The organism is Candidatus Flexifilum breve (genome assembly GCF_016713355.1).
Genome location: NZ_JADJPI010000035.1, coordinates 866,499 through 890,587, shown reverse-complemented (window position 1 = coordinate 890,587; position 24,089 = coordinate 866,499). Strand labels below are relative to the sequence as shown.

At 61.8% G+C, this 24,089-nt stretch carries 19 protein-coding genes and 1 pseudogene; 3 read left to right on the top strand and 17 right to left on the bottom strand.

Annotated elements, in window-relative coordinates; translation table 11 throughout:
• Positions 1-122: 122 nt before the first annotated feature.
• Positions 123-635 carry a hypothetical protein gene (locus IPK17_RS26795; protein WP_343420758.1) on the top strand — a complete coding sequence of 171 codons (513 nt, stop codon included), beginning with the start codon at positions 123-125 and terminating at the stop codon, positions 633-635.
• A gap of 9 nt (positions 636-644) precedes the next feature.
• Positions 645-1,099 (top strand): annotated as a pseudogene (locus IPK17_RS26790) (DUF421 domain-containing protein).
• Positions 1,100-1,166: 67 nt separating this feature from the next.
• On the opposite strand, the gene IPK17_RS26785 reads toward IPK17_RS26790, so the two are convergent.
• The 15 genes from IPK17_RS26785 to IPK17_RS26715 all read right to left on the bottom strand — a co-directional run bounded on the left by IPK17_RS26785 (position 1,167) and on the right by IPK17_RS26715 (position 19,151).
• Positions 1,167-1,754 (bottom strand): nitroreductase family deazaflavin-dependent oxidoreductase, encoded by a 588-nt coding sequence (locus IPK17_RS26785; protein WP_343420757.1) that lies wholly within the window; start codon positions 1,752-1,754, stop codon positions 1,167-1,169.
• A gap of 115 nt (positions 1,755-1,869) precedes the next feature.
• Positions 1,870-2,898, bottom strand: coding sequence for an aldo/keto reductase (locus IPK17_RS26780; RefSeq protein WP_343420756.1), 1,029 nt, complete (start codon positions 2,896-2,898; stop codon positions 1,870-1,872).
• A gap of 33 nt (positions 2,899-2,931) precedes the next feature.
• Complete coding sequence (locus IPK17_RS26775; protein WP_343420755.1) at positions 2,932-3,924, bottom strand: N-acetylglucosamine kinase; 993 nt, start codon at positions 3,922-3,924, stop codon at positions 2,932-2,934.
• A 16-nt stretch (positions 3,925-3,940) separates the two neighbouring features.
• On the bottom strand, positions 3,941-5,239 hold the full coding sequence (locus IPK17_RS26770) for a family 4 glycosyl hydrolase (protein WP_343420754.1): 1,299 nt from the start codon (positions 5,237-5,239) through the stop codon (positions 3,941-3,943).
• Positions 5,240-5,289: 50 nt separating this feature from the next.
• Positions 5,290-6,831 carry an MGH1-like glycoside hydrolase domain-containing protein gene (locus IPK17_RS26765; protein ID WP_343420753.1) on the bottom strand — a complete coding sequence of 514 codons (1,542 nt, stop codon included), beginning with the start codon at positions 6,829-6,831 and terminating at the stop codon, positions 5,290-5,292.
• 24 nt (positions 6,832-6,855) lie between these two features.
• Positions 6,856-8,085: an ROK family transcriptional regulator gene (locus IPK17_RS26760; protein ID WP_343420752.1), complete on the bottom strand. Its 1,230-nt coding sequence runs from the start codon at positions 8,083-8,085 to the stop codon at positions 6,856-6,858.
• 31 nt (positions 8,086-8,116) lie between these two features.
• Positions 8,117-9,790, bottom strand: coding sequence for a WD40/YVTN/BNR-like repeat-containing protein (locus IPK17_RS26755; protein ID WP_343420751.1), 1,674 nt, complete (start codon positions 9,788-9,790; stop codon positions 8,117-8,119).
• A 2-nt stretch (positions 9,791-9,792) separates the two neighbouring features.
• Positions 9,793-11,364, bottom strand: a complete 1,572-nt coding sequence (locus IPK17_RS26750) for a TCP-1/cpn60 chaperonin family protein (RefSeq protein WP_343420750.1) — start codon at positions 11,362-11,364, stop codon at positions 9,793-9,795.
• Positions 11,361-12,449: an ABC transporter ATP-binding protein gene (locus IPK17_RS26745; RefSeq protein WP_343420749.1), complete on the bottom strand. Its 1,089-nt coding sequence runs from the start codon at positions 12,447-12,449 to the stop codon at positions 11,361-11,363. The genes IPK17_RS26750 and IPK17_RS26745 overlap by 4 nt, the downstream gene beginning before the upstream one ends.
• Positions 12,446-13,114, bottom strand: a complete 669-nt coding sequence (locus tag IPK17_RS26740) for a hypothetical protein (protein ID WP_343420748.1) — start codon at positions 13,112-13,114, stop codon at positions 12,446-12,448. The genes IPK17_RS26745 and IPK17_RS26740 overlap by 4 nt, the downstream gene beginning before the upstream one ends.
• 5 nt (positions 13,115-13,119) lie before the next feature.
• Positions 13,120-14,244 carry an ABC transporter ATP-binding protein gene (locus IPK17_RS26735; RefSeq protein WP_343420747.1) on the bottom strand — a complete coding sequence of 375 codons (1,125 nt, stop codon included), beginning with the start codon at positions 14,242-14,244 and terminating at the stop codon, positions 13,120-13,122.
• A gap of 12 nt (positions 14,245-14,256) precedes the next feature.
• A complete protein-coding gene (locus IPK17_RS26730; RefSeq protein WP_343420746.1) occupies positions 14,257-15,378 on the bottom strand; it encodes an ABC transporter ATP-binding protein in 1,122 nt (373 codons plus the stop codon).
• 13 nt (positions 15,379-15,391) lie between these two features.
• Positions 15,392-16,402 (bottom strand): carbohydrate ABC transporter permease, encoded by a 1,011-nt coding sequence (locus IPK17_RS26725; protein ID WP_343420745.1) that lies wholly within the window; start codon positions 16,400-16,402, stop codon positions 15,392-15,394.
• A gap of 13 nt (positions 16,403-16,415) precedes the next feature.
• Entirely contained in the window at positions 16,416-17,351 is a 936-nt protein-coding gene (locus tag IPK17_RS26720) for a carbohydrate ABC transporter permease (protein WP_343420744.1), read from the bottom strand.
• Between the two features lie 150 nt (positions 17,352-17,501).
• A complete protein-coding gene (locus tag IPK17_RS26715; protein ID WP_343420743.1) occupies positions 17,502-19,151 on the bottom strand; it encodes an ABC transporter substrate-binding protein in 1,650 nt (549 codons plus the stop codon).
• Between the two features lie 206 nt (positions 19,152-19,357).
• Here IPK17_RS26715 and IPK17_RS26710 point away from each other — a divergent pair, with 206 nt between their 5' ends.
• On the top strand, positions 19,358-20,710 hold the full coding sequence (locus IPK17_RS26710; RefSeq protein WP_343420742.1) for a GH1 family beta-glucosidase: 1,353 nt from the start codon (positions 19,358-19,360) through the stop codon (positions 20,708-20,710).
• 180 nt (positions 20,711-20,890) lie between these two features.
• Here the strand turns inward: IPK17_RS26710 and IPK17_RS26705 are convergent, their stop codons facing one another.
• Positions 20,891-22,447: a hypothetical protein gene (locus IPK17_RS26705; protein ID WP_343420741.1), complete on the bottom strand. Its 1,557-nt coding sequence runs from the start codon at positions 22,445-22,447 to the stop codon at positions 20,891-20,893.
• 39 nt (positions 22,448-22,486) lie between these two features.
• Positions 22,487-23,941: a glycoside hydrolase family 30 protein gene (locus IPK17_RS26700; RefSeq protein WP_343420740.1), complete on the bottom strand. Its 1,455-nt coding sequence runs from the start codon at positions 23,939-23,941 to the stop codon at positions 22,487-22,489.
• Positions 23,942-24,089 lie beyond the last annotated feature (148 nt).

Sequence of the window (24,089 nt, the reverse complement as noted above, 5' to 3'; positions counted from 1 at the left end):
GCCGTGCCCGTACATCCAACCAATGGCGGATAGCCTGACTGGACGGACAAACCTGTGCTTGCTCAGTTAGTTAACTTGAATATAATGTCAAATGTAATGAATAGGGCTGGTGGGTGGCGTGTATGACGAAGCACTTGACCTCTGGGATTCGGCGCGTTGGGGATCTGGAACTGGGGCAGGATCTCGATTTTCAGCGGCGCTCGTGGCGCATTGAACGGGTTGGCTGGGGGGTGATGCTGCTGATGGTGGTCGCTGCGCTGCTTGGATTGTTCGGTGGTGACGCCGTGCTGAATCAGGCGGCGCTTGGCACCATCGATTCCGGACTGCGTGTCCAGTACCATCACGTTGACCGTGTCCTTGATCCAACGCATCTGCGTGTCGAGCTCGACGGCAGCGGCCGTTTATGGCTGGCGAATTCGTTTCTGGAACGCGTCCTGATCGACGAGATTATCCCGGAGCCGGAACAGATGATCGCCGGAGAGGAGCGCACCACGTTCGTGTTTGCGCTGGCCGAAGCGGACGCCGCGGGCACTGTGCTGATTTACTACAAGCCGCAGCGCATCGGTCCGCTTTCCGGGCAGATCGGGGTGGAGGGTGGCGACAGCTACGACTTGCAGCAGTTTATCTTTCCTTAGGAGCGCAACATGGAAACGGTACTCCGGGCGGTCGTCGTGTACCTGCTGCTGCTGGTCGTCTTCCGTTTGAGTGGCAAACGATCGTTGGCGCAGATCACCTCGTTCGACTTTGTGCTGCTCCTGATCATCGGGGAGGCAGTGCAGCAGGGGCTGCTTGGCGAAGATTTCTCGCTAACGAGCGCGATGCTCATCGTGATCACGCTGGTAGGCATGGATATCGGTATTTCGCTGCTCAAGCAGCGATCGCCGCGGATTGATCGCATCGTGGACAGCGTTCCGCTGGTGTTGGTCGAAGAGGGTAACCTCTATCACGAGCGTATGCACATGGCGCGCGTCGATCTCGAAGACATCCTCGCGGCCGCGAGGAGACGCAGGGACTCGAACGCCTCGATCAGATCAAGTATGCGATTCTCGAACGCAGTGGCGGCATCAGCGTTATACCACAGCCGCAAGCGCCGAAATAACGCGCACCCCACCCGGTTGCGGATCGGCGTGCAGCCTGCCAATCCGCATTTGGTTGACGAGACGCAGTTATTTGCGGCGTTTTTGCCCGCGCAGCGCAAGCAGTAACACCAGACCGAGCAGTGGCCAGACCCACGCCAGCTCACCCGGGCCGTTGGTTCCGGTGATGGTTTCGCCGCGCTCAAAGCGGATGAGGCGGTAGTCCGCAGTCGCAGCCGCGAGCTCAGCCTCGGGCATAGTGTGCGGATCAATGCCGACCAGCGGGGCGACGAACGCGCTGGCGATCAATACCTGCCGGATTTTGGCGCTGGCGTAATCCGAGTCGGTGACGTCGACTGCCTGTGCCGACCAGCGACCATCGGGCAGCCACAATTCGACCTGTGGCGTCGCCATGATGTTCTGATACCAGTGGGATCCCGCGCCGAACCCGGCCACGCAGTACACGTGTCCATCGACCAGCGCGTAATTCACCGGGGCAAAACGTTTTTGACCCGATTTGCGCCCGACGTTCACGATCACCATGTAGCGCCCCAGCAGCGTCGGCGCGCTGTTGAGCCACTTTCCCAAGCCGAGCCGCCACATGAGCACCATGTAACGGTTCAGATATTTGAAACCCTGCTGTAAAGCAGCCTGCGTTTCGCGATCCATTGCGGTCATCAGCATCCCTTTCGCAGATGTGAATCAGCACCACTATGAGCGAGTGTACGCCGATCTCGGTGGGGGAGCGCCTGATCATTGTCACCTGCGGACGCGCCGAAGCGCGTCCTGTGGGCTAGAACAGCAGCGGGTTGCGCCCGACGCCGTATTTGCGCTGATGCCAGTAGGGGTAGGGGATGGGCGGTGCGCTGACGGCATCGAGCCGCGCTATTTCGTCGGCGGTGAGCCGCCAAGTCGCGGCGTTGAGATTGTCTTGCAGCTGCTCCATGTTGCGCGCGCCGAAGATCACCGAGGTGACGCCCCGCTTGCCGATCACCCAGTTGACCGCGACCTGCGCGACGGAGACGCCCCGGGCCTGCGCGATCTCGTATAGGGCGTCGACGATGTCGTAGGCCTGGTCGTCAGGGATGTTGATCGGCGGCTCGAATCGGTAGGCGTAGCGCCCCTGCTTGTCAAAACCAGAATCACGGCGGTATTTGCCACCTAAGAAGCCCTGTGCCAGCGGCCCCCACACCCGCACGCCGACATTCTGATCGAGGCTGAGCGGGAGCAGTTCGAATTCCAGTTCACGCCCGATCAGCGAGTAGTAGACCTGCTGCGAGACGTACCGGGCGGTGTGATATTCCTTCGCCAGACCAAGCGCCTTCATCAACTGCCAGCCGGAATAGTTCGAACAGCCGATGTAGCGCACTTTGCCGGCTTGGATGAGATGATCGAAGGCAGCAAGCGTCTCTTCGAGCGGCGTCAGCGCGTCGAAGTTGTGCGCCTGATACAGGTCGATGTAGTCGGTGTCCAGACGGCGCAGCGAAGCCTCGCATGAGCGGATAATGTGGTGGCGCGACAAGCCTTTGTCATTGTCGCCGTCACCCATCGGGCTGAAGACTTTGCTCGCCACCAACACGTCATGCCGTTTGCCCGCCAGCGCTTCGCCGAGCACTTCCTCGGCGCGCCCCTGTTGATACACGTTCGCCGTGTCGAACAGGTTGACGCCGGCATCCATACACACGTCAATCATGCGGCGGGCTTCGTCCGGCTCGATGCCGCCCACCCGGACCGCTCGTTCACCCACGCCGCCAAAGGTCAGCGTGCCCAGGGATAACACTGACACTTGCAGACCGGAATAGCCCAATAACCGTTTTTCCATGCCGTTACTCCTCGCACGCAGTGCAAGCGGCGATTATGTCTCAAAAGTCGCCTGAGTGGGCATGGTCGCGGCGAGCGTGTCCTGCAAGGTCGCCGTAATTGGGATATTCAGCGCTTCCAACGCCAGCATGACCGCGCCGACGACGGGTTCGAAGCGGCTGGAATGGATGGTCACGCCCGGCGCGGCGGCGTGAATCTGCGCCGTGACCGCGTCTTTGAGCAGCGTGCTCGCATGCCGGAACAGCCCACCGTTCAAGACCAGATGAAACGGCGTGTGTTCGATGCCGACCTGCCGCGCGGCGGCCAGCGCGTAGTCGACCAAGCGCCGCGCTTGATCGATGATCAGCGCGCGGGCGACGGCATCGCCGTTGGCGGCTTCGGTTAGCACATAGGGCGCGAGTTTGCTCACCTGAATGTCGCTCGGCGCTTGCGACCCACGCATGGTGAACAACCGCAGCAGGTCGGCGCAGGTGGTCACGTTGAAGAAGCGCAGCACGATCGGCGTGAGTGTGGTGGGCGGTTCGATGCCGATATCGGCGTGGCGGACGGCGCGCAGCGCGTTATAGCCCACGTCGCGCCCGCCGAGCGAGTCCTGCCAGTAGCTGGTATGCCAGAACTGACCCTGTGCGTTGCGCGCGCCCATCGCCGCGCCCGTCCCAGCGTTGATCACGACCCCTGTGCCGTCCGGTGACCCGGCTCGCAGCGCGCCGATGGCGTCGTTGTAGACCGTGACGCTCTGACCGAGGCCACGCTTGATGAGTTCGTCGCGGAACTCGTCGTAGTCCTCACGCCAGTCCGCCCCGGCGAGGCTGTACACGCCCGCCGCGAGTTGGTCACGCGTCAGCCCGGCGTGATCGAGCGCCTGCTCAACCGCCCCTTCGATCACGTTGACCGCGCTGACGGCTGTCCCGTGCGGGTAAATGTCGCTGTTGCCGCCGCGCCCCGCGCCGAGGATGCGACCGTCCGCATCTACGACGAACGCAATGGTTTTGGTATTGCCGCCATCCACGCCGACTACATACGTCATCGCGTTCCCTTTCCGTTTAGCTCAGCAGGCGTTCCGGCAGATAATCTTTGTGCGCCGCCGCCATTTCGTCATACATCTTCTCCGCTTTTTCGAGCGAGAGCACGAGCGGGTGACTGACCAGCGCCTGAATTGCGTCGGCGCGCCGACCGCACCACGCGGCTTCGGCGGTCAGGTACTGGTATTCCGCCAGCGCCTTGACCAGCGGGAGCGTCTGCGGTGGCAGGTGACCGTCTGCCAGCCCAACCACCCCGTTGCGGTCGAGATAGCCGCGGATTTCGACCACGCGATCATCGGGTAGATCGGGCAGCACGCCGCGATTCGGGATATTGACCGGGAGAATCTCCTTGCGGTCATTGTAGATCGCATCCATCGCGTCGATGGCGAGTTCCAGCTCATTGATGCCACCGCGCGACCGCGCCGGATCGAGCACGGGATGCTCGGCGGCGGCCTGTTCGCGGTAATGCTGCCAGTAGCCCGGTACCTGTTCGAGGATGTCCTGCGCGCGGGTCGTTGGCTTGTTCAGGTGATAGTCGAGCACTTCGTCTCTGAAGTAGTAGTACTGGAAGTAGTCGGCGGGCAGGCTGTTCATCGTAATCGCCAGCTTGAGCAGGCGCATGTGGAATTCGTCTGTTCCGCCTTCGCGCAAGCGGCGCTCGTAGCCCTCGCGCAGCAGCGGCATCACATCCTGACCTTCGTAGAGATGCTGCACTGTCCAGCAGCCGTGATTCAAGCCGACCATAACCGAATCCAGCTTGCGCGGGTCGAGTCCGGCGGCATCGGCGATGGTGCCGGGGAAGTAGTAGGGGCCTTCGCAGAACGAGATGATCGGGACGTCACTGTGATGCGTGACCGCTTCCGAGATGATATTGATCGGGTTGGTGTAGTTGAATACGCGCGCTTTGGGGCAGACCTGTTCCATATCCTGCAAAATGCCCTGCATCACGTGGATGGAGCGCAGCGCCATGAAGAACCCGCCGGGACCCTGCGTCTCCTGCCCGACGATGCCGTACTTGAGTGGGATGCTTTCGTCGAGGTGGCGCGCTTCGAAGCCGCCGGGGCGGTAGCTGGTGAGCACGGCATCGCAGTCGGTCAAGCCCGCGCGGCGGTTGGTCGTGTAGGAGATGGTGATGTCGACGCCGCGATCCCGGCTCATCTTGTCGGCCATCGTCTTGATGATCTGCATCTTTTCCGGGTCAAAGTCGATGAGCACAATCTCCGACCCCGCGAAGTTTTCGCCTTGATGGATGAACGAGGCAACCGTGCCGGGGCCGCGGGTGCTGCCGCCGCCAACGTACGCAATTTTGAGCCGAGCCATAATCTGAACCTTTCCTACCTGTAGCTGGGCTAGGGAATACCTCGCCCGCGTTAACTCTGCAAGTCGTAAGTGTCGACGTGGTCGCCCCACTGCACGCGTAACGTGAGCGGGACGGTGCTGGTCGCCGTGATCTGTGGCCGTTCGTTGGTATGATCGCGGCGTTCGCAGCGCAGGTCGATCCACCCAGTGCGCCCGAACGGGTAGCGGCGGACGCCGTGCGCATCGGTTAAGCGCACGTCCCACGTCAGCGTGTTATTCGGTGCGTCCGCGCGCAGCCCGAAGACATATTCGAGCAGCCCGGCCACCGGGCCGACGCCGCCCCAACCAACGAAATCATCTTTGGCGGGCGTGCCCGGTCGCGGCGCGGCATCCGGCGCGTAATTCTCCCACACGGTTCCCGTCGCCTTGAAGACCTGCGTCACATTGCTGACGTGATTGAGGCCGATCTCGTGTGCTAGCCCATGCTGCCCAACTTCGGTCAGGCCGCGCAGCACCATGTAGTTGGTCGGGTCCCACACGCCGCCCATCCAGTAGCCGCCCTGCGGGTCGTAGTTGGGGTGATCAGCAGAGAGTGAGGGCACGCGGTGCGGGCGGTTGAACGTCGCCGGGTCATTCAGGTGGGCGGTGAAGCGCCGCACCTGCGCGTCGCTCAGTGTGCGCGCCAGCAGCGCCCAGTACGCGCCAATTGACTTGGTCGTGAGCCGCCGCCGCTCGCGGTCGGCGTCATAGTAGAAGGCGCTGGTTTCATCCCACAGCCAGCAGTTGACATACTCCGTCAACGATTCGATTTCCGCCGCCATGTCGGGGATGTCCGCGCTGCGACCGAGCGCGTTGGCCATCTGACCGAGCAGACGGGCGGCGAAGATCTGCTGCAGGCAGGCATCGGCCCACACCTGATGCGCATGTTCCATCCACAGGTCGGCTTCACTGGTGAAGGGCACGCGCGGCTGATTATCCATGCCGCAGCCCCAGCCTGTCGTCCAGTAGCCCCCGTCGGGCCACGTGCGGTAGCGCCGCAGCCATTGGTGATAGGCGACCAGCGCCGGGAAGACCCGCGCCAACCGCTCTGTATCGCCCGTATCGCGGTAGTATTCCCATTCCGCCCAGCCGAGGATGTTTGGCCCGGTGCTCACAGGGTCAAAGCGGAAGAAGGCATCCGCGCCCGTCTGGTGATTGATTTGCCGGGAGATGAAGCCGTCGGGGTGCTGCTTGGCGTAGAAATTATCGAGGGTGCCCTGAAACGGGAACGCCCGCCGCCCGTAGCGCGTGAACATCATCATGAAGGTGGAATCCCACATGAAGATGCCCGGATACCAGAACGCCGTGTCGATGAACGGGGCGACGAAACCGTTCTCCGGCGTTGGTTGGCCAATATGCTGAAACGCCAACTCCCATACCTTCCAGTAGCAGGCGATGGCGTCGGTGTGACCCGCCCAGAACGGATCGGGCAGCAGCGTCTGCACATCGTCGAGCTGTGGCCGTGATAACAGCACTGGATCCGCGGTGATGAACGGGTTTTCGTTCACCCATACATTCGCGTTGTAGGGATCCAGCGGGCTGAAGCGGGTGTAACGTTCCGAGCGGATGGTCATGAGCGTGGTTGTCCTCGCAGCCCGTCAAGGATGGCGCACTTTCTTGCGCATAGTGATGTCTTCGCCGATGAGGAAGGCTTGCAGCGCGAGCGTCGCCGCGCCGAGGCTGACCGCATCCCAGCCGAGCGCGCTCACCCGGATACTGGTGTTCGCCAGTGGTTGATCCAGCGCCACCTGCCCGACGATGGCCTGAATGCGGGACAGCAAATCTGCGCCGAGCAGCGTCCCCGCCCAACCGCCGAGCACGATCAGCTGCGGGTTGAACAGGTTGATCAAGTTGCCGATGCCCGTGCCGAGCGTCGCGCCGATCTCATCCATCATGCCGACGGCCAATGGATCGCCTTTACGCGCGGCGGCGCCGAGCGCGCGCAGAATCTCGATCTGACTGCCGTGATTGAGGAGGGAGCTGACTGGGGCGCGTTCGCGGATCTGTTCGATGATGGCTGGCGCGCCCGCATACGCTTCGATGCAGCCCCGGCTGCCACAGCGGCATGGACGCCCGTTCATGGCGATGCAGGTGTGCCCCCATTCACCGGCGCTGTTGGAAACGCCGCGGTAGAGCTTGCCATCAGTGATCACCCCCGAACCAATCCCCGTGCCGACCAGCAGCACGACGAGGTTGTTGATGCCTTTGCCCGCGCCGAACCACATCTCGGCCAGCGCCATGGCCTGAGCGCCGTTGTCGAGCAGGATGGGTAAGTGCAGCTGCGTCTGGACGAGATCCAGCAGCGACACATTGCGCCAGCCCCAGTTCGGCGCGAAGATCGATACACCGCCAGCGCGGTCGACCACGCCGGGCACGCCGATGCCCACGCCAAGCACCTTGTCGTCGGGAATGTTTGAACCGTGCTGCAGCGACCGCACGCCATCCACGATCATGCGCACGATGTCCTGCGGCATGATCTCGCTGGAGGTGAGCGCGTACTTGATGTCGCCGATGCTGTTGAGCTTGATGTCGAACAGTTCGACGTAGATGTGCGTTTCGCCCACATCCACGCCGAAGAAGTAGCCGTAATAGGGATCGATTTGCAGGGTAGTACGCGGACGCCCACCCTGCGAGTCTTCGACGCCCGTTTCGATGACGATGTTCTCGCTGATCAATTCGCTGACGATCTTCGTCACCGTGGCCGGGCTGAGACCGGACATCTGGCTTAGATCCAGCCGCGTGGTCGGTTCGTTGAAATAGAGCAAATTCAGCAGGTGCGAGCGATTGCTGCGCTTCAGGTCACGCGATGTTGCGACCGTTCGTGTCATGGGCTGTTCCTGCTGCGGCATGTTTTTCTCTCTACGTTGTATAGACGCGCCCACCAACCAGCAAAATAACCAGATGTCCTGCATCGTAGCTGATGTCCATGATCTGATCTTCAGGCAGATCCAGCGGCACATGATGCCACTGCCGCCCCTGATCATGGCTTTCAAAGATCCCTTGCGTCAGCGAGAGCGCGTACTGCACCGCGGCATCCCCGGTGATGGTGCGCACCTGCACGCCCGGTTGGTCGAACAGGGCGCTCGTCCACGGATCGTCCGGCTTCGGGCCACCGACGAGCAGTGCATTCGGCAGCGCCAGCATCGGCGGATTCGGGAAGGCGGCGGCAATGCCCCACTGCGCTGGGATTTCTGCGCCGGGGAACCAACGCTGACCGCCATCGGTGGAGCGCCACAGCCCGATCACGCGGCGGCGCGGATCGAAAATGCCCGCAAAGATCATCGTATCGGTGGCGGCCAGCGCGACCACGGGCAGCACGCCGAACGGCGATTTGGTCGTCTGCCATGTCGCGCCCGCATCGAGCGTGCGCACCAACTGCGTGCCATCGGCGCGGCTGCCGTAGCCGACGCCATTGGGCTGGAAGGCGAGATGTGACAGGTAGCCTTCCGCCCATAGCCTGAGCCATGAGGCGCCTTGATCGCTGGAGACGTACAGACCATCGATGCCGGACGCATAAATCAGCTCTTTTTGGCGCGTGACCAGCGAGAGGGGGAGCGGCACGCCGCCGAGCGGATGCCAGGCGCCTGCATGGTACTTGAGCAGAGCGCTCAGGCGCCCGGCGACCAACACATCATCGCCGAGCGCGATGACCTGCCGCACATCGTGGATCGGCGCGGGCGGGAGTTCCGTCCAACCGCTGGCACCGCCGCGCATTACGCCCCCATCGACACCCGCATACGGCGTGCCATCCGGTGCGTTGGTCAGCGAGAAGATCGTGCCCTCAAGTAGCTGTGTCCACGTTGCGCCGTCGTCGCTGCCCGTATACAGCGCATTGCTCGTGCCGAGCAGCGTCCCTGCCAGCATGCTGATCTCGGCGCCCTCCGGCAGATTGTTGTCGTGCGCTTCCCACGTGTCGCCCTTGTCGGTGCTGACCATCAGTTCGCCTGTTTCCAGCGCCGCGAGCAGTGCCCCATTGGGGAGCTGCGTCAGCGCGGTGACCGGGGCGCAGTGCTCCGAAAGCCGCCACGCGCGTCCGGCATTGGGGGAACGGTATAGACCATTGGTCGTCCCAGCGATTAGCGCGCCGTCTTTTGTCCACAGCAGCGCCAGCACTTCATAGGATTCCAGCGCGAACGCGGAGACTTCCCACGTTTGGCCTTCGTCGTCGCTGCGCAGCGTGCCCATGTTGATCGACGCGGCGAGCAGCGTTTTGTCTTTCTCGTACTTGGGTGAGGCCACGATCGCCGCAATCGTCGGCGCGCCACCCTTGACCGGGCAGGGCTGCCACGTCACGCCGCCGTCACCCGACCGCGCGATGCCGTCGGTGCCGCCCGCGATCAGCCAGTTGCCGACGCGCAGGAGCGCCGTGATGCTCGACAGCGTCAATCCGGCGAAGCGCGTGTGCCATTCCGAACCATCGTAAAAGGCGATACCGCCCAAGCCGCCCGCCCATACGCCGGTGCTGTCCACCGCCAGCGCAGAGACCGGCGAGGGGACATTCAACGGGGGCAGGGCTTTCAATTGTGTCTGCATAGTTATTTCTCAACAATCACTACATCGGTTGTGAGTGCCATGATCGCCGCACTTCCCGCCGATTGCAATGCCGCAGTTAGAATTGCCGCGCTGTCGAGGATGCCGGTTTCCCACATGGTGACGTATTCCCCGGTGCGCGCATCGAAACCGAGGTCACCGCCGTTCTGCTGCACAGCATGCAGGGCGACCTGCGGCGCGGCATGTCCCGTGTTGGCGACGATCTGCAGGAACGGCGCGGTCAGCGCTCGCGCGACCAGATCGACGCCCGCATCATGTTCGACAGCGCCGCGTTTGGCCGCGCAGACTGCCGGGATCGCGTGCAAAAGAGCGACCCCGCCGCCGGGGACAGCACCGCTTTCCAGCGCTGTTTCGAGCACGCGGACGGCTTTCTTGGCGCGGTCTTTGCGCTCGTCGCGTTCGCTGAAGGTCAGCGCGCCGATTTTGAGCACACCCATACCGCCGGAAAGCCGCGCGATACGCAGGCGCAGGCGTTCCCAGTTTTCATCCGGAGTCTTGATCGTTTTGAGCTGCGCGCGCAGGTCGCCCGCGCGGCGCTGCATCAGGCGTTTGTCGCCCGTGCCGCCGATGATGGTGAGCGAGTCGCGCTTGAGGATGACGCGCTGCGCCCGCCCGAACCACTCCGCGCGGAAGCGTCCCGGCGGGGTGCCGCGCTCGACCGCCGTCAACTGTCCGCCGACCAGCAGACTCACATCTTCGAGGTCAGCACGGAGCGCGTCGCCGGAGGCGAGGAGCAGCGCCGCCGCGCCGGTCAGCCGCCCGCGCACATGATTTAGCGTGAGGGCTTGCAGCGCCTCCCCGGTGATTTCCCGCGCGATGATCAGAATCGGCGTCTTGTCCGGCGCTTCGAACACCAATTGCAGCGCGGGGGCGACCTGATCGAAGCGTTCGAGCTTGTCGTCGGAGACGAAGATCAGCGGGTTTTCCAGCACGAGATCGTCCGCGGCGGGCGGCATGAGTTCGCGCGACGCCGGACGCGCGCTCCAGCGCCCGCCGTCCATATATTCACGATCGAGGATCGGTGCTGCGTACTCGTCGACGACGTACGCGCCGTGCCGACCGAGCACATCAAACAATTCGCCGAGGATGTCGGCGAGTTCGGCATCACCCGTCGCCGTGAGCGCGATCTGCGCGAGGCGTTCCTGCCCTTTGACGGGCTGCGCCGCCGCTGTGATCGAGTCGACGGCCGCGTCGATCGCGGTGTCGATGCCGCTCCGTAGAGTCATTGGGTTGACGCCCGCGACGATCAGTCGGTACGCGCCGTCCAACAGCGCGTTCGCCAGCACGGCGGTGAGCGCCGCACCGTCGAGATAGCGTTCATGCATTGTAGTGGCCGCGCCGCGCAGGATCATCGCGCCGCTGTTCTCCGCCGCGCCGCTGAGTTCGGTCACGCGCCGCGCGATCACGCCGGAGTCGGTCAGTGCTTCGGGCTTACCCGCGCCAATTGCATTCCAAATCACGCCGCGCTGCGGGCCGAGTGTCGCCGCCATGAGCTGCGCCATCTGCGCGAAGCCGCGCGTGATGCCCGCCTGCGGCTGAAACAGGAGCTGTTTCATGCCAGCGCCTGCGTGGTATCCGGGTCAAACAGGCTGACCTGTTCGGGATCAATCGCAATCGAGACCATCGCGCCTTCTTCGATGACTTCGCTGTCGGAGACCTGGGCGGTCAAATTGCCGCCTTCGCCAAAGGCCAAGCCGAGGATCTGTTCGCCGAGCAGCAGTTCGATGAAGTTGACGTAGGCGCGCGGCGCGAGCGGATCTTGCGTGATCTGTATCGCGCTCGGACGAATGCCGCCGATCACGGCCGTTTTGGTGTACTTGGCGAGAATCGGCTCCCATTTGGGGGGCAGCGGGATGACCAGACTGCCCGACCGGAAGGCGATGTGCCCGTCACGGTGGGTGATTTCGCCGTTGAGCAGGTTGGTCGCGGGCGCGCCGATGAAGCCTGCGACGAAGGTGTTCGCCGGGGCGGTGAGCAGTGCTTCTGCCGTGCCGATCTGCTGCACGCGCCCGCCGGAAAGCACGCAGATCCGGTTCGCCATGGCGAAGGCTTCGCTTTGATCGTGCGTGACGTACACGCTCGGTTTGCCTTTGGCGCGGTGCACCGCCATGATGTCGGTGCGGGCTTTGTGGCGCAGCTTCGGGTCAAGGTTGGAGAGCGGTTCGTCGTACAGATACGAATCCGCATCTTTGACCATCGCCCGTGCCAGCGCAACACGCTGCTGTTCGCCGCCGGAAATATCGCCGATGTTGCGTTCGAGCAGGGCGGTCAAGCCGAGCTTTTCGGCGGCGGGCTTGATGCGCCGCTCGATTTCCGCCTTGTTGACGCCGCGCGCTTCCAGCCCGTAGGCGATATTGCCGTACACATCCATATTGGGGTACAGACCGTAATCCTGAAACACCATGCCGAGGTTGCGTTCACGGGGTGGCAGCTGCGTGATGTTCACCCCATTCAGGCTGATCAAGCCGCTGTCCGGTTGTTCCAACCCGCAGATCAGGCGCAGGAGCGTGCTTTTGCCGCAGCCCGATGGGCCGAGCAGCACGAAGAATTCGCCATCGTCGACGGTGAAGCTCACATTGTCGATGATCTGGCGGTTGCCGAGCGTTTTCTTTAAATTGGCGACTTGTAATTGACCCATCATTTTTCCATCAAGCTGCGAAACATTTGCGTTTGAAGTAAAGCGATCACCACCGGGACGATCAGCACCCAGCCGCCGACCGAGATCGTGCCGAGTACCACCGCGATCAGCACCGCGCCCGTGACGAGCAGCGTTTGCGCCGGATAGTGCCACACCAGCCGCGCCGACTCGACCAGCAGCATGACGGGATTGCGCAGGTCGCGCGCGGCGATCAGTACGCCCCAGTAGTTGCTGAACACGAGCACGAACAGCAGCGCCAACTGGCACACGGCGCTGATCACCGTGACGGGCACACCGCTGCCGAGAATCAGTAAGCCGATCAACCCGACGAGCGGCATGAGCGCTTTCGCGCCGTCCAGACCGCGCGTCTTGAGCAGATCCGTCGCCAGAAACACCGTCAGGGGCTCGCCCTGCGCGGCCAGTCGCACCATACCGTACAGTACGACCGTCGCTGGCGCATAGGCGATCAGTGTGTAGCCGATCAGAACGACGCGCACGACGAGCGGTAGTTCCGGCCAGCCGAACGCGGCCAACGCTGGCAGCCACTGGATCGCCCATACGATGTTGAGCACGACGAGGCGCTCCAACTGATCGGCGATGATGGTGAACGGCGACCACAAGGGGCTGCGTTCGCCCGTATCGACTCCGGTATCGTCCAGAAACGGCATCAGGCTTATCCGTATAGTAACGAATGTTCGCTGGCGGCGTCGAACAGGTGAATCTTCTCCATATTGATCCCAAGCGGAATCTCTTTGCCAATGTAGCTGGCGGGCAGACGAATGCGGAAGGTCGCCACGTATTCGCTGTCGCCTTCGAGCGAGCTGAGATAGGCAATGCTGCCCGTCGCGCTCGGTTCGATCTCGTTCAGGATGCCGCGAATTGTATTATCGTCGGTGACGGCAAATGGCGCTTGCTTCGGCACGTGCATATCTTCCGGACGGATGCCGACTTTGACCGCCAGCCCCGCATGTCCGCCGAGTTTGTCGTTGAACTGCGCCGGGATCAGCGCTTTGAAGGCCGCCGTTTCGATGTATAGACTGCCGTCTTCCGCGCTGATGCGCCCGTCAAACAAATTGATGCTCGGCGCGCCGATGAAGAAGGCGACGAACTGATTCACGGGCTTGCTGTACAGATCCTGCCCGGTGCCGATTTGTTCCAGCTTGCCGCCGCGCATCACGGCGATCCGGTCGCCGAGCGCCATCGCTTCCGATTGGTCATGGGTGACGTACACGGTCGGCTTGGGGCGCTGCTGGTGCAGCAGCATGATGTCTTCGCGCGCCTGATGCCGGAGCTGTGCGTCGAGGTTGGAGAGCGGTTCATCAAAGAGGATGATGTCAGCATCGCGCACCATCGCCCGCGCCAGCGCCACGCGCTGCCGTTCGCCGCCGCTGAGCTGGCGCGGCTTGCGCTTGAGCAGCGGGTCGATGCGAAACATCTGCGCCGCTTTGTTCACGCGGCTGTCGATCTCCTGCCGGGAGTAGCCACCGCGCGCCCGCAGGCCGTAGGCGATATTCTCGTACACGGTCAAATGGGGGAAGACGGCGTAATCCTGAAACACCATCGCCACATTGCGATCCCGCGGGCGAATCTCGTTCACGACTTTGTCGCCGAAGCGGATTTCGCCGGAGGTCGCGGCTTCCAGACCCGCCAGCAGGCGCAGCGTCGTTGTTTTGCCGCAGCCGGACGGCCCGACCATCGCCAGAAATTCGCCTTCTTTGACCTCAAAACTCACGTTGTTGACGGCGATCTTTTCGGCGGAAAACTCTTTGCGTAAATCACGCACTTGAATGAGTGCCATGTCGAGCCTCTCTTAAAACAGGTCCGGGATGCCGGGCGTATGCAGCGCGGTCTCGTCGGTCGCATCGAACAGGTGCACCGTGTCCCAGCGCGGCGTGACGTGAATTTGGCTGGCGTTGGGTGCGTCCAGCGGCAGGATGACGGTCACGCTCGTGCCGTTCAACGTACCGTGCGCGAACGCCGCCTGTTCGGTCGGGATGCGTTCCATGAAGCGGACAGGCATGGTCGCGCCGCTCCCCACATCCCAGCCTTCAGCGCGCATGCCCAGGCGCACGCTGGTGCGTCCAGCCACGGTCGCGGCGAGATCGGGCGGCAGTTCCCACGTCGCATCCTCGACGCGGAGCGTATTCCCGCTCACCTGTGCCGGGATGACCGACATGGGCGGCGTGCCGATGAAGGTCGCGACAAACAGATTCGCCGGGGTGTAGTACAGGTCGTCAAACGTGCCGAACTGCTCCAGTTTGCCTTTGCGCATGACGGCGATGCGGTCGCCCATGAAGATGGCTTCCTGCTGGTCGTGGGTGACGTAGACCGTCGTCACCTTGAACTTGCGCAGCATCTTCTTGATTTCCATGCGCGTGCGTTCGCGCAGCTTGGCGTCGAGGTTGGAGATCGGCTCGTCCATCAGGAAGACGTAGGGATCGCGCACGATGCAGCGCCCAATCGCCACGCGCTGCTGTTCACCGCCGGAGAGCGTGTCCGTGCGCTGACCGATGAGCAGGTCAAAGCCGACGCCCATGATGTCCGCGACCTCTTTGGTGCGCTGCTGCATTTCCTCTTCGGTGCGTTGATGCACCTCGAAGTAGTAGGCGAGGTTGCCTTTACCCTTCATCGTCGGGTAGAGCGCGTAATCCTGAAAGACCATGCCCACGCCGCGATGCTGTGGTTCGATGCGCGTCACGTCGTAATCGTTGAACAGCACCTGCCCTTTGTCGGCGAATTCCAGCCCGGCGATCACTTTGAGCAGCGTGCTCTTGCCGCAGCCGGATGGCCCGACGATGCTGATGATCTCGCCGTGCTCAATCGTCATCTGAATGTTCTCGAGCGCGGGACGCCCCTTATCTTCTTTAAGCGCGGTGTCTTCAAGCTGTACACCGTAGTTGCGCGTGACGCTGCGGAGTTCGACTTTAACCATGAGACATCAACTCCTATTTCAGCCCGCGGATCTTCACGCCCTTGAGCAGGTAGTTGCGTGAGACGATGAACATCAGGAAGATGGGGATGGTCTGCAAAATGCCGAGCACGACCAGACCGTTCCACGACAACCCTGCATCCTGCAGCGCGCGGATGCGCTCGTTTTGCGCGAACGCGCCGCCCGAGCTCATCGTCCCGGTCGAACTGAAGGCGTTGACGAGGTTGTAGATGGCGACGGACATCGGCGCTTTGGTCGGGTCTTGAATCACCAGCAGCGGCCACATGAACGAGTCCCACACGCCGCTGAACTGCATGTAGGCGGCGACCGCGAACACCGGGATACTCATGGGCAGCACGATGCGTCGGAAGATGTTGAACTCCGAACCGCCATCCACGCGCGCCGCCTGAATGATCGAGTTGGGGATGGTGTCGAAGAAGCCCTTGAAGAGCAGAAAGTTGAACGCGCTGAACACGCCGGGGATGATGACCGCCCACGCGGTATTCCACGTGCGCAGCACCGGGAAGGGCGTCTCCGTGCCGGGGATGTTCGGCACCTGCGGCAGCGGGAACGGGAAGTTGCGCACGAGCAGGAAGCTCGGGATGAGCGTCACAGCGGCGGGAACCATCAGCGTGCCGATGAAGAACAGGAACGACCAGCGCGCGCCGCGGCCTTTCTGCAGTTTGCTATTGGCATAGGCGGCAAACGCGGTGATGGGCAGCGATAAGGCCAGCGTGCCGAACGCCATCAGGCAGGAGTTGACGAAGTAGACTGAGAGCGGCTGCCGGAGGAGATCGTTTTGCGCGGTGATTTGCAGCACCAGCTCCCACGCTTTGAGGGTCGGTTGTTCCGGCCACAGCGTCGGCGGAATACGCATGATCTCCGGTGCGCTCTTGAGCGACGTGACGATCATGAAATAGAACGGGATCAAGTGCATGAACACGCCGAGGACGAGGATCGCCACGACGATGCCATACGTAATGCGTAAACCGGGCTGATTGCGCCCCACTTTGGGAAACAGAGACATCGTTGGCGCTCCTCTATACGTCCGGGTCTTCTTTGAACAGCAGGCGGTAGACGACGGTGATGGCCATGATCAGGAAGAACAGGAACACGGCAATCGCGGTGGCGTCGGAGTAACGCAGGTTGCCCAGCAGGTCGAACATGTACATGACGACCGTTCGGCTCGCGCCGCCGGGGCCGCCTTCCGTCATCAGCTTCGGCCAGTCGAAGACTTGCAGTGAGCCGATGATGGCGAAGGTCAGCAGCATGACGATGATCGGACGCAGGCGGGGCAGGGAGATCGTCCAGATTTTGCGCCACAGGCTCGCGCCTTCGATTTCCGCCGCTTCGTAGTACGACTGCGGGATGCTCTGCAAGCCCGCCATATAGATCAAGCCGGGGCCAAACATGAGCAGACCGGGGACGATGAGCCAGAATAAGACCTGATCCGCGCTGCCGAGGAAGGGCTGCGGTTCGAGATGCAGAATGTCGGTGGCGATCCACTGGAAGAAGCCGAAGTCGCGGTTGTAGACGTAGCGCCACATAATCGTGCTGGCGACGCCGCTCAACGGGAGGAACCACAGCAGCATCATCCAGCGCATGACGCGCGGTTTCATCTCCATCAGCAGAATCGCGACGATGATCGGGATGATGAATGTCAGGACGATGGACAGCGCCGCATAGGTGATGGTCACGCGGAACGCCTGCGCGGTGAGCGGGTCGTTCCACACGCGCTGGTAGCTCTGCAAGCCCGTGAACGAGATCGGGCCGCGCGGGCGCGCATCCGTCAAGCTGAGGAAGAACGCCACGACCAGCGGATACCAGCCCCAGCTCAACTGAAAGAGGATCGCCGGGATGAGGAACGCCCACTTTTCGATCCGGCTGCGGCGCGTCAGCTTCAGTTCCATGGAAGCAGCAGGCTGCTGCTCCGGTTGATCGAGTGGGGGCGCGGGTGAAAGTGTCTGTTCTGCCATAAAGAAGCCTATCTATAACTTGATATTTACATGATGACTGACCCCACCCCCGTCCCCTCCCCGAATTCAGGGCGGGGCGACAACATTGATCGAAACGCCGCCCCTCTCCCCGCGTGCGTGGGAGAGGGGGTGGGGGGTGAGGGGCAAGGTCTAGCCGAGGCGCGGGACGATCACGCTCTCGTACCATGGGCGATACGTGTTCTCGTAGAAATCCGGGAACTTCGACTGCCAATAGGCGGCGTTCGCGTCATAGTAGGCCTGTGCCGATGCGATGAACTGATCATCGGGGATGGCCGAGCTGAAAGCGTTCGCTTGCGTGTTGCGGATATCCTGCGCGGTTTGCAGGGTCGCCAGCACATCAAGGTCGCCGGGTTCGTCGCGGAACAGCGAGGTCGCGTCGCTCCACGCGCTTTCGGTCGGGCCGAGGTCGAGTTCCGGCGGGAAGAACTGGCCGCGCATTGGGTAGCCGTCGGCGGTGGTTGTCGTGTAGTTGACCAGATCGAGATATTCCTGACCCCACGCATCAACTGGCGTGCCTTCGACGCCTTCGACAGCCTGATTGGCGCGCACGAAGGGATACGGAGAGAACACACGCTGGAGGTTGCCCGACTGCTCAAAGGCGAGGCGGCGCTGGAGGTCGAAGCCCGCGCCGAGGTTCATGTGCGCGTACAGGCTGACGGCGGCACTCTTGGTCGCGTCGTTAGCGTCTGGGTTGACCGAAATCACGCTCACGCCGGGGCGGCCTTCGGGGCTGTAGTGGCCGTTGTTGCCGCGCGGATGGGGGATCGCGCCGACCACTTCGCTCACCGGACGTCCGACGGAAGCGGCCAGCGCACCGGGGCCAATGTCCGCGGTGTCGGTGAAGTACTGCAGCGGGACGGTGACAATTGCCATCGTGCCGTTGAAGAACTGCCCGAGCAGATCCCAGTCGCCATAGTTCGAGCCGAGCGACTTGTCCTGATGGATCATCCGGCGGTAGCGTTCGACGGCGGCGACCATTTCGGGATAGCTGGTGTAGTCAAAGCGCCAATTCCAGCCTTCGGCGGGCGTGGGCAGGTAGTTGAACAGATTCGCCTTGCCGAAGCCTTCCGACGCCAGCATCCATTCGACACCCCACCACTGCGTGCCCATGCCGAGGCGTGAGTCGGTGGTGAGCGCCAGCGCTTTTTCGGCGATTTCGTCCCACGTCGAGTCGAGAGTGAGCGGTTCAACGCCCGCTTCTTCGAAGATGTCGCGGCGGAAGAAGATGCCGTTGCCGGGGGTGACGCCTTCGGGCAGACCAAACTTGGCCTCGCCCACCTTGTATTCGACCGAACCGGCGCGCACGGCGTCGGAGAACTGCGCTTCGAGGTCGAATTCAGCGAACTGATCGGAGAGATCCGCCAGTAAGCCCTGATTAAAGACCACGTGCTTGCCTTCAATCGTCCACACGGCGAGCACGCCGGGGTGGAAGTAGGTCGGCGCGGTGCCACCGGTGATCAGCGTGCGCAGTTGGTCGGTGCTCCAAATCGGCGCTTCGACCGATTCCAGACGCACATTGGGGTTTTGTTCGAGCCAGGCTTGTTCGGCTTGCTGCTGCGCGGTGTATCCGCCATCTGGCGCGGTTTCCGGCGGGGGTGTCCACGGCCAGCCAGCGAGCTGGAGGACGACATCGGCATTTTGGGCGCGGCGGGTGGTTGAAGGCGCGGCGGAGAGCGGAAGCCCACTGGCGAAGGCGGCGACACCGGCGCCGCTGAGGGCGAGTGTCTTGAGGAAATCACGGCGGCTGAGGCCACTCTTGGAAGAGGGAGTCTGGGTCATGAAAAATCCTTTATGAATATGCAACCACTTCAATTTTGCTTGCGTCGGGGCTTCTGCCAGCCAAGACACGAAGTCCGAGACGGTCGTATTTCCCGTAATTCTCCTTTCAAATTGCACTTGTCGACCTTTATTTTACGACATAAAATAAGGTGTGTCAAATCAAAACACCGGCTTGTCCTCAGGTGTTTTTTGGGAGTCCAAACCTTATGCGTTTTCCGGAAAAGTTTGTGTGGGGCGCGGCCGCCGCGTCCTATCAGGTTGAAGGTGGTTTTAACGCCGATGGCCGCGGTCTGTCGGTGTGGGATATGTTCGCGCATCGCCCGGGCAGCGTCCACAACGGCGATACCGGCGACGTCGCGACCGATCACTATCACCGCTACAAAGAAGATGTCGGTCTCATGCGCGACATTGGCCTTCAGGCGTATCGCCTGTCGCTGTCGTGGTCGCGCATCCTGCCCGACGGCGTCGGCTATCTCAATGAGCCGGGCCTGGAATTCTACGACCGGCTAATCGACGAACTGCTGGCGAATAACATTCAGCCGTACGTCACGCTGTATCACTGGGATTTCCCGCTGCAGCTCTACTATCGCGGCGGGTGGCTCAACCGTGATTCGTCGGACTGGTTCGCGGAATATGCGCAGATCGTCGTGCGCGCGCTCGGTGACCGCGTGCGCTTCTGGATGACGATGAACGAGCCGTCGGTTTTCACCGTATTGGGTCATCTGAGCGGTATCCACGCCCCCGGTGATCGGCTCGGCGCGGCGGAAGGCTTCCGCATTGCGCACCATGTGTTGATGGCGCACGGCAAGGCGTCGCAGGTCATTCGCGCGCTGCGTCCCGACGCGCAGATCAGCATGGCGGGTAACGGCACGGTTGGGATTCCGGCGACAAGGAGCGAGGCTGATATCGCCGCCGCGCGCAAGCACATGTTCGACACGACCGAGCCGAGCCTGTGGAATCTCAACTGGTGGAGCGACCCGGCGATGTTCGGGCACTACCCGGCAGAAGGCTTGAAAGCGGTCGAGTCCATGATGCCCGCGGGCTTCGAGAAAGACATGGAAATTATCCATCAGCCCTATAATTACTTCGGCCTGAACTGCTACTGGGGCGATGAAGTGAGCGCGGGCGTGGATGGCAAAGTCGACTCTGTGCCCAAATACAGCGGCCACCCGATCACGGCGTTCCACTGGCCGGTCACGCCGGACGCGCTCTACTGGGGACCGAAGTTCCTGTACGAACGCTACAAACTGCCTGTGCTGATCACCGAAAACGGGCTGTCGAATTCGGACTGGGTGAGCCTCGACGGGAAAGTCCACGACCCGCAGCGCATTGACCACATGGCGCGCTATCTCGGCGCGTTCAGCCGCGCGTATCAGGATGGGGTGGAGGTCGCCGGGTATCTGCACTGGTCGATTATGGACAACTTCGAGTGGGCGGAAGGCATGAAGCACCGTTTCGGCCTGATCCACGTCGATTACCGCGACGGGAAGCGTACGCTCAAGGATTCGGCGCACTGGTACAAAGAGGTGATTCGTTCAAACGGTGAAAGTCTGCCGTAAGGGTACGCTGGTCATTGAATATCTAGGGGCGCACGGCCGTGCGCCCCTACGATTCCATCTGCGAACCTCAACATGATTGTAAATTGGGAAATCATCCTGAGTTGGTAGGTGTAGGGGCAAGGCACGCCTTGCCCCTACTGCTCTAGCCTCACCTCTAGAAGGCGAGGGGAGGGAGAAGCGCTATTCCGCTGCCGCCGGGACGAAGATCACGTCGTCGACGTAGTACGTGCCCGCCCAGTACATCGAGAATTCGATCTTGTCGACCTGCGTGAGATCGAGGTTGCTGTACAGGTCGAGGTTGATACACATCTGTACCCACTCGTCGGTGACCGTCTTGGGATTGTCGCCCGCGCCGACGTGATCCGTCCACGCTTCCTGATCGATCAGGCGAGCATCGAAGATGCGCACGCCGACGCTGTTATCGGCGAGACCGTTGTTGTTGGTGGTCGTGTCCATGAAGTAGAAGCAGATTTTCTCGTAGCCGCTGGCATCAAACGGACGCGGTTCGGGGTACGCGCCGAACGAGTGCCATTCACCTTCGCTACTGGTTGCCATCAGCGAGCTTGCGCCACTGTGGAAAATCTCGGTCGAGAGGCTGGTTTCCGCCTGATAGTGCGCGTAGTAGGTATCTTCCGCCTCGAAGCCCTGCACGAGATCACCTTCGGCTGGCTTGGGCACCCACTTGCCGAACGCCACATCGTCGACGTAGTACGTGCCCGCCCAGTAGACCGAGAACTGAATCTTGTCGACCTGCGTCAGATCGATGTTCTGGTACAGGTCGAGGTTGATGCACATCTGCACCCATTCGTTGGTGACCGTCTTGGGGTTGTCGCCCGCGCCGACGTGATCTGTCCACGCTTCCTGATCGATTAGGTTGGTGTCGAACAGGCGCACGCCGATGCTGTTATCGGCGAGACCGTTGTTGTTGGCGGTCGTGTCGTAGACCGAGAAGCAAATCACATCGTAGCCGCTGGCATCGAACGGACGCGGTTCGGGATTCGTGCCGAAGGCGTGCCATTCGCCCGCCGGGCTGGTCATCATGAGCGAACTGCTGCCGCTGTTGACCACGTCGGTCGCGAGGGCGAGTTCTTCCGCCTGATAGTTCTCGTAGAACGGTTCACCCGCTTCAAAGCCCTGCACTGTAGTGAGCTGAAGCATCATGTCTTCGAGATTGATCGGTTCTTCAGTCGCTTCCGGTGTCGCGGCAGGATCATCCGTCGCCGCCTGCGCGATCAGGTTGTCGAACTGGTATGTGCCCGCCGCGAACATCGCGAATTCGACGTGTTCCAGTGTGGTTAGGTCGATGTCAGTGAACGCGCTCAGGTTCAAGCACATGGTCACCCATTCGCCGGTCGCCGTCTTGGGGTTCACGCCGACACCTTCGTGATCCGTCCATTTTTCCTGATTCGCGCCCGAAGCATCGAACAGCTTCACGCCGACGGTGCTTCTCGCCGCCGTCGAATCGTTGATGTCGAAGCAGAATTCGCCGTAGCTGCTGACATCCACTGGCGCGCCGCTGAAGACCACGCCAATCGTGTGCCATTCGCCTTCGGTACTGACTTCAGAGAGAACACCAGCTTCGATGCTGCCCTCCACCTGATAGACTTCGATGATTTCGGCGTCGCCTTCAAAATCCTGCAGCACGAGCGGTTCGTCCTGCGCCAGCACCAGCGTGCCCATCAGGCTGATCAGCAGAAGCAGAGCAGCCAACCCCCAAAACCGAACATTTTTCGACATACCATAACCTTTCGTATACCAGAGAAAACCACTATAGACCTAGCTGGCGCTCGTCCCTACCCATTTGAACGTGACCAGCGCCCCAGCGGGGAGCAGATACTCAAACTGCTGTCCCTGCCAAGTGACCGTGATGGGAGCATCGATGACCGAATGGGCGATGAGCACCAGACTGCCATCGGGGTTGAGGAACGCGACATTTTCGGCCACGCCCATGCGAAATTCAGTCGAGTCAATGCGGTACGCGCCGGGATCGACAAACCGGCTGACATGACCGAGGACGTAGTATTCTTCGTTGTAGGTGAGTTCGCCGCTCACGCTGTCGACCGTGATCACGCCGCGGCAGTCGCCACAGCCGCTGTTCTGGGGACCAGCGTCCTGATCGAGCACCAGATTCCACAGCATGACGCTGTTGCCCCAGTTGCGGAAGTTGCCGATGACGAGGTTGCGCATGTTCCAGCTGAGGTTGTCACCGAAGTTGGTCGCCCAATCGCCACCCGAACATTCGGTAAACCAGATGCCTTTGTCGGGATGCGCGGCGTGCACTGTCGACTGTACGGAGACGTTCCCGCCGTAGCAGTGGAACGCGATGCCATCGACATAAGCCGCCGCCGCCGGGTCGGCGAGGACGGTCAGCGGATAGTCCGCCAGATCCCAGTTGTGATCGAAGATGATGAGCTGCGTGTCGAGGTCAGCAGCTTCCAGCGCCGGGCCGAGGTGGTCGCGCACGAAGGTCTGCTGCGCTTCCGCGGCCATGCCCATCGTCGGGTAGTTGCCCGTTTGATAGAGCGGTTCATTCTGCGGCGTCAGGGCGTCGATGCCGACGCCGTGCTCGACATACGCCTGAATCCAGCGCACAAGATAGTCCGCGAAGGCTTGATAGTATTCCGGCAGCAGCGCGCCGCCTTTCAATGTGCCGCCTTGTTTCATCCAGCCGGGCGCGCTCCACGGCGATCCCATGAAGCGGAGCTGCGGATTGAGCGCCTGTGCCTGCAAGAGTGCCGGGATGATGTAGGCTTCGTCATAGTTGATCGAGAACTGGTCGAGGTTCGGGTCGGTTTCGCCCGGTGGCAGATCATTGTAGCTGATATTGTGCAGCGAGAAATCCGACGCGCCGATGGGGATGCGCACATAGCTCAAGCCGATGCCTGCGCCTTCACGCGTGAAAAGGTCGCGCATGACTTGTTCGCGCTGGCGGCTGCTCATGATGTGCATGATGTTCCACGCCGACGAATCGGTCATGGCCGCGCCGAAACCTTCCATCTGCTGGTAGCGGGTGTCGCTATCGATGGCGATTACCCGCGTGCCCTCAACTGGGTCAGTTTGGGGGACAAAGGTTACATCGGCTTGTTGTTGGAGGAGTTGACTGCGATCCGGCAGCGTCAGCCACACGCTGACGGGAGTCGATTCAGGAGCGGCATTCTGCATAAGCGACCTGTTGGGGTTGGCAAAACACAGGAGCAGTACGCTGGCAATCAGCGCGAAAAATCGTCGCATAGTGGCACTATTTCGGGCTACTTTCAAGCAATACTTATTTTTAGTCTCGTTTAAACCCACTGTACGCTAAGTAAAGCCCTTCTGTCAAGTAGAAGGGGCGGGAACTGTGCAGTTCAACCGAATTGGGGAGAAAGGGCGGGAATGACGT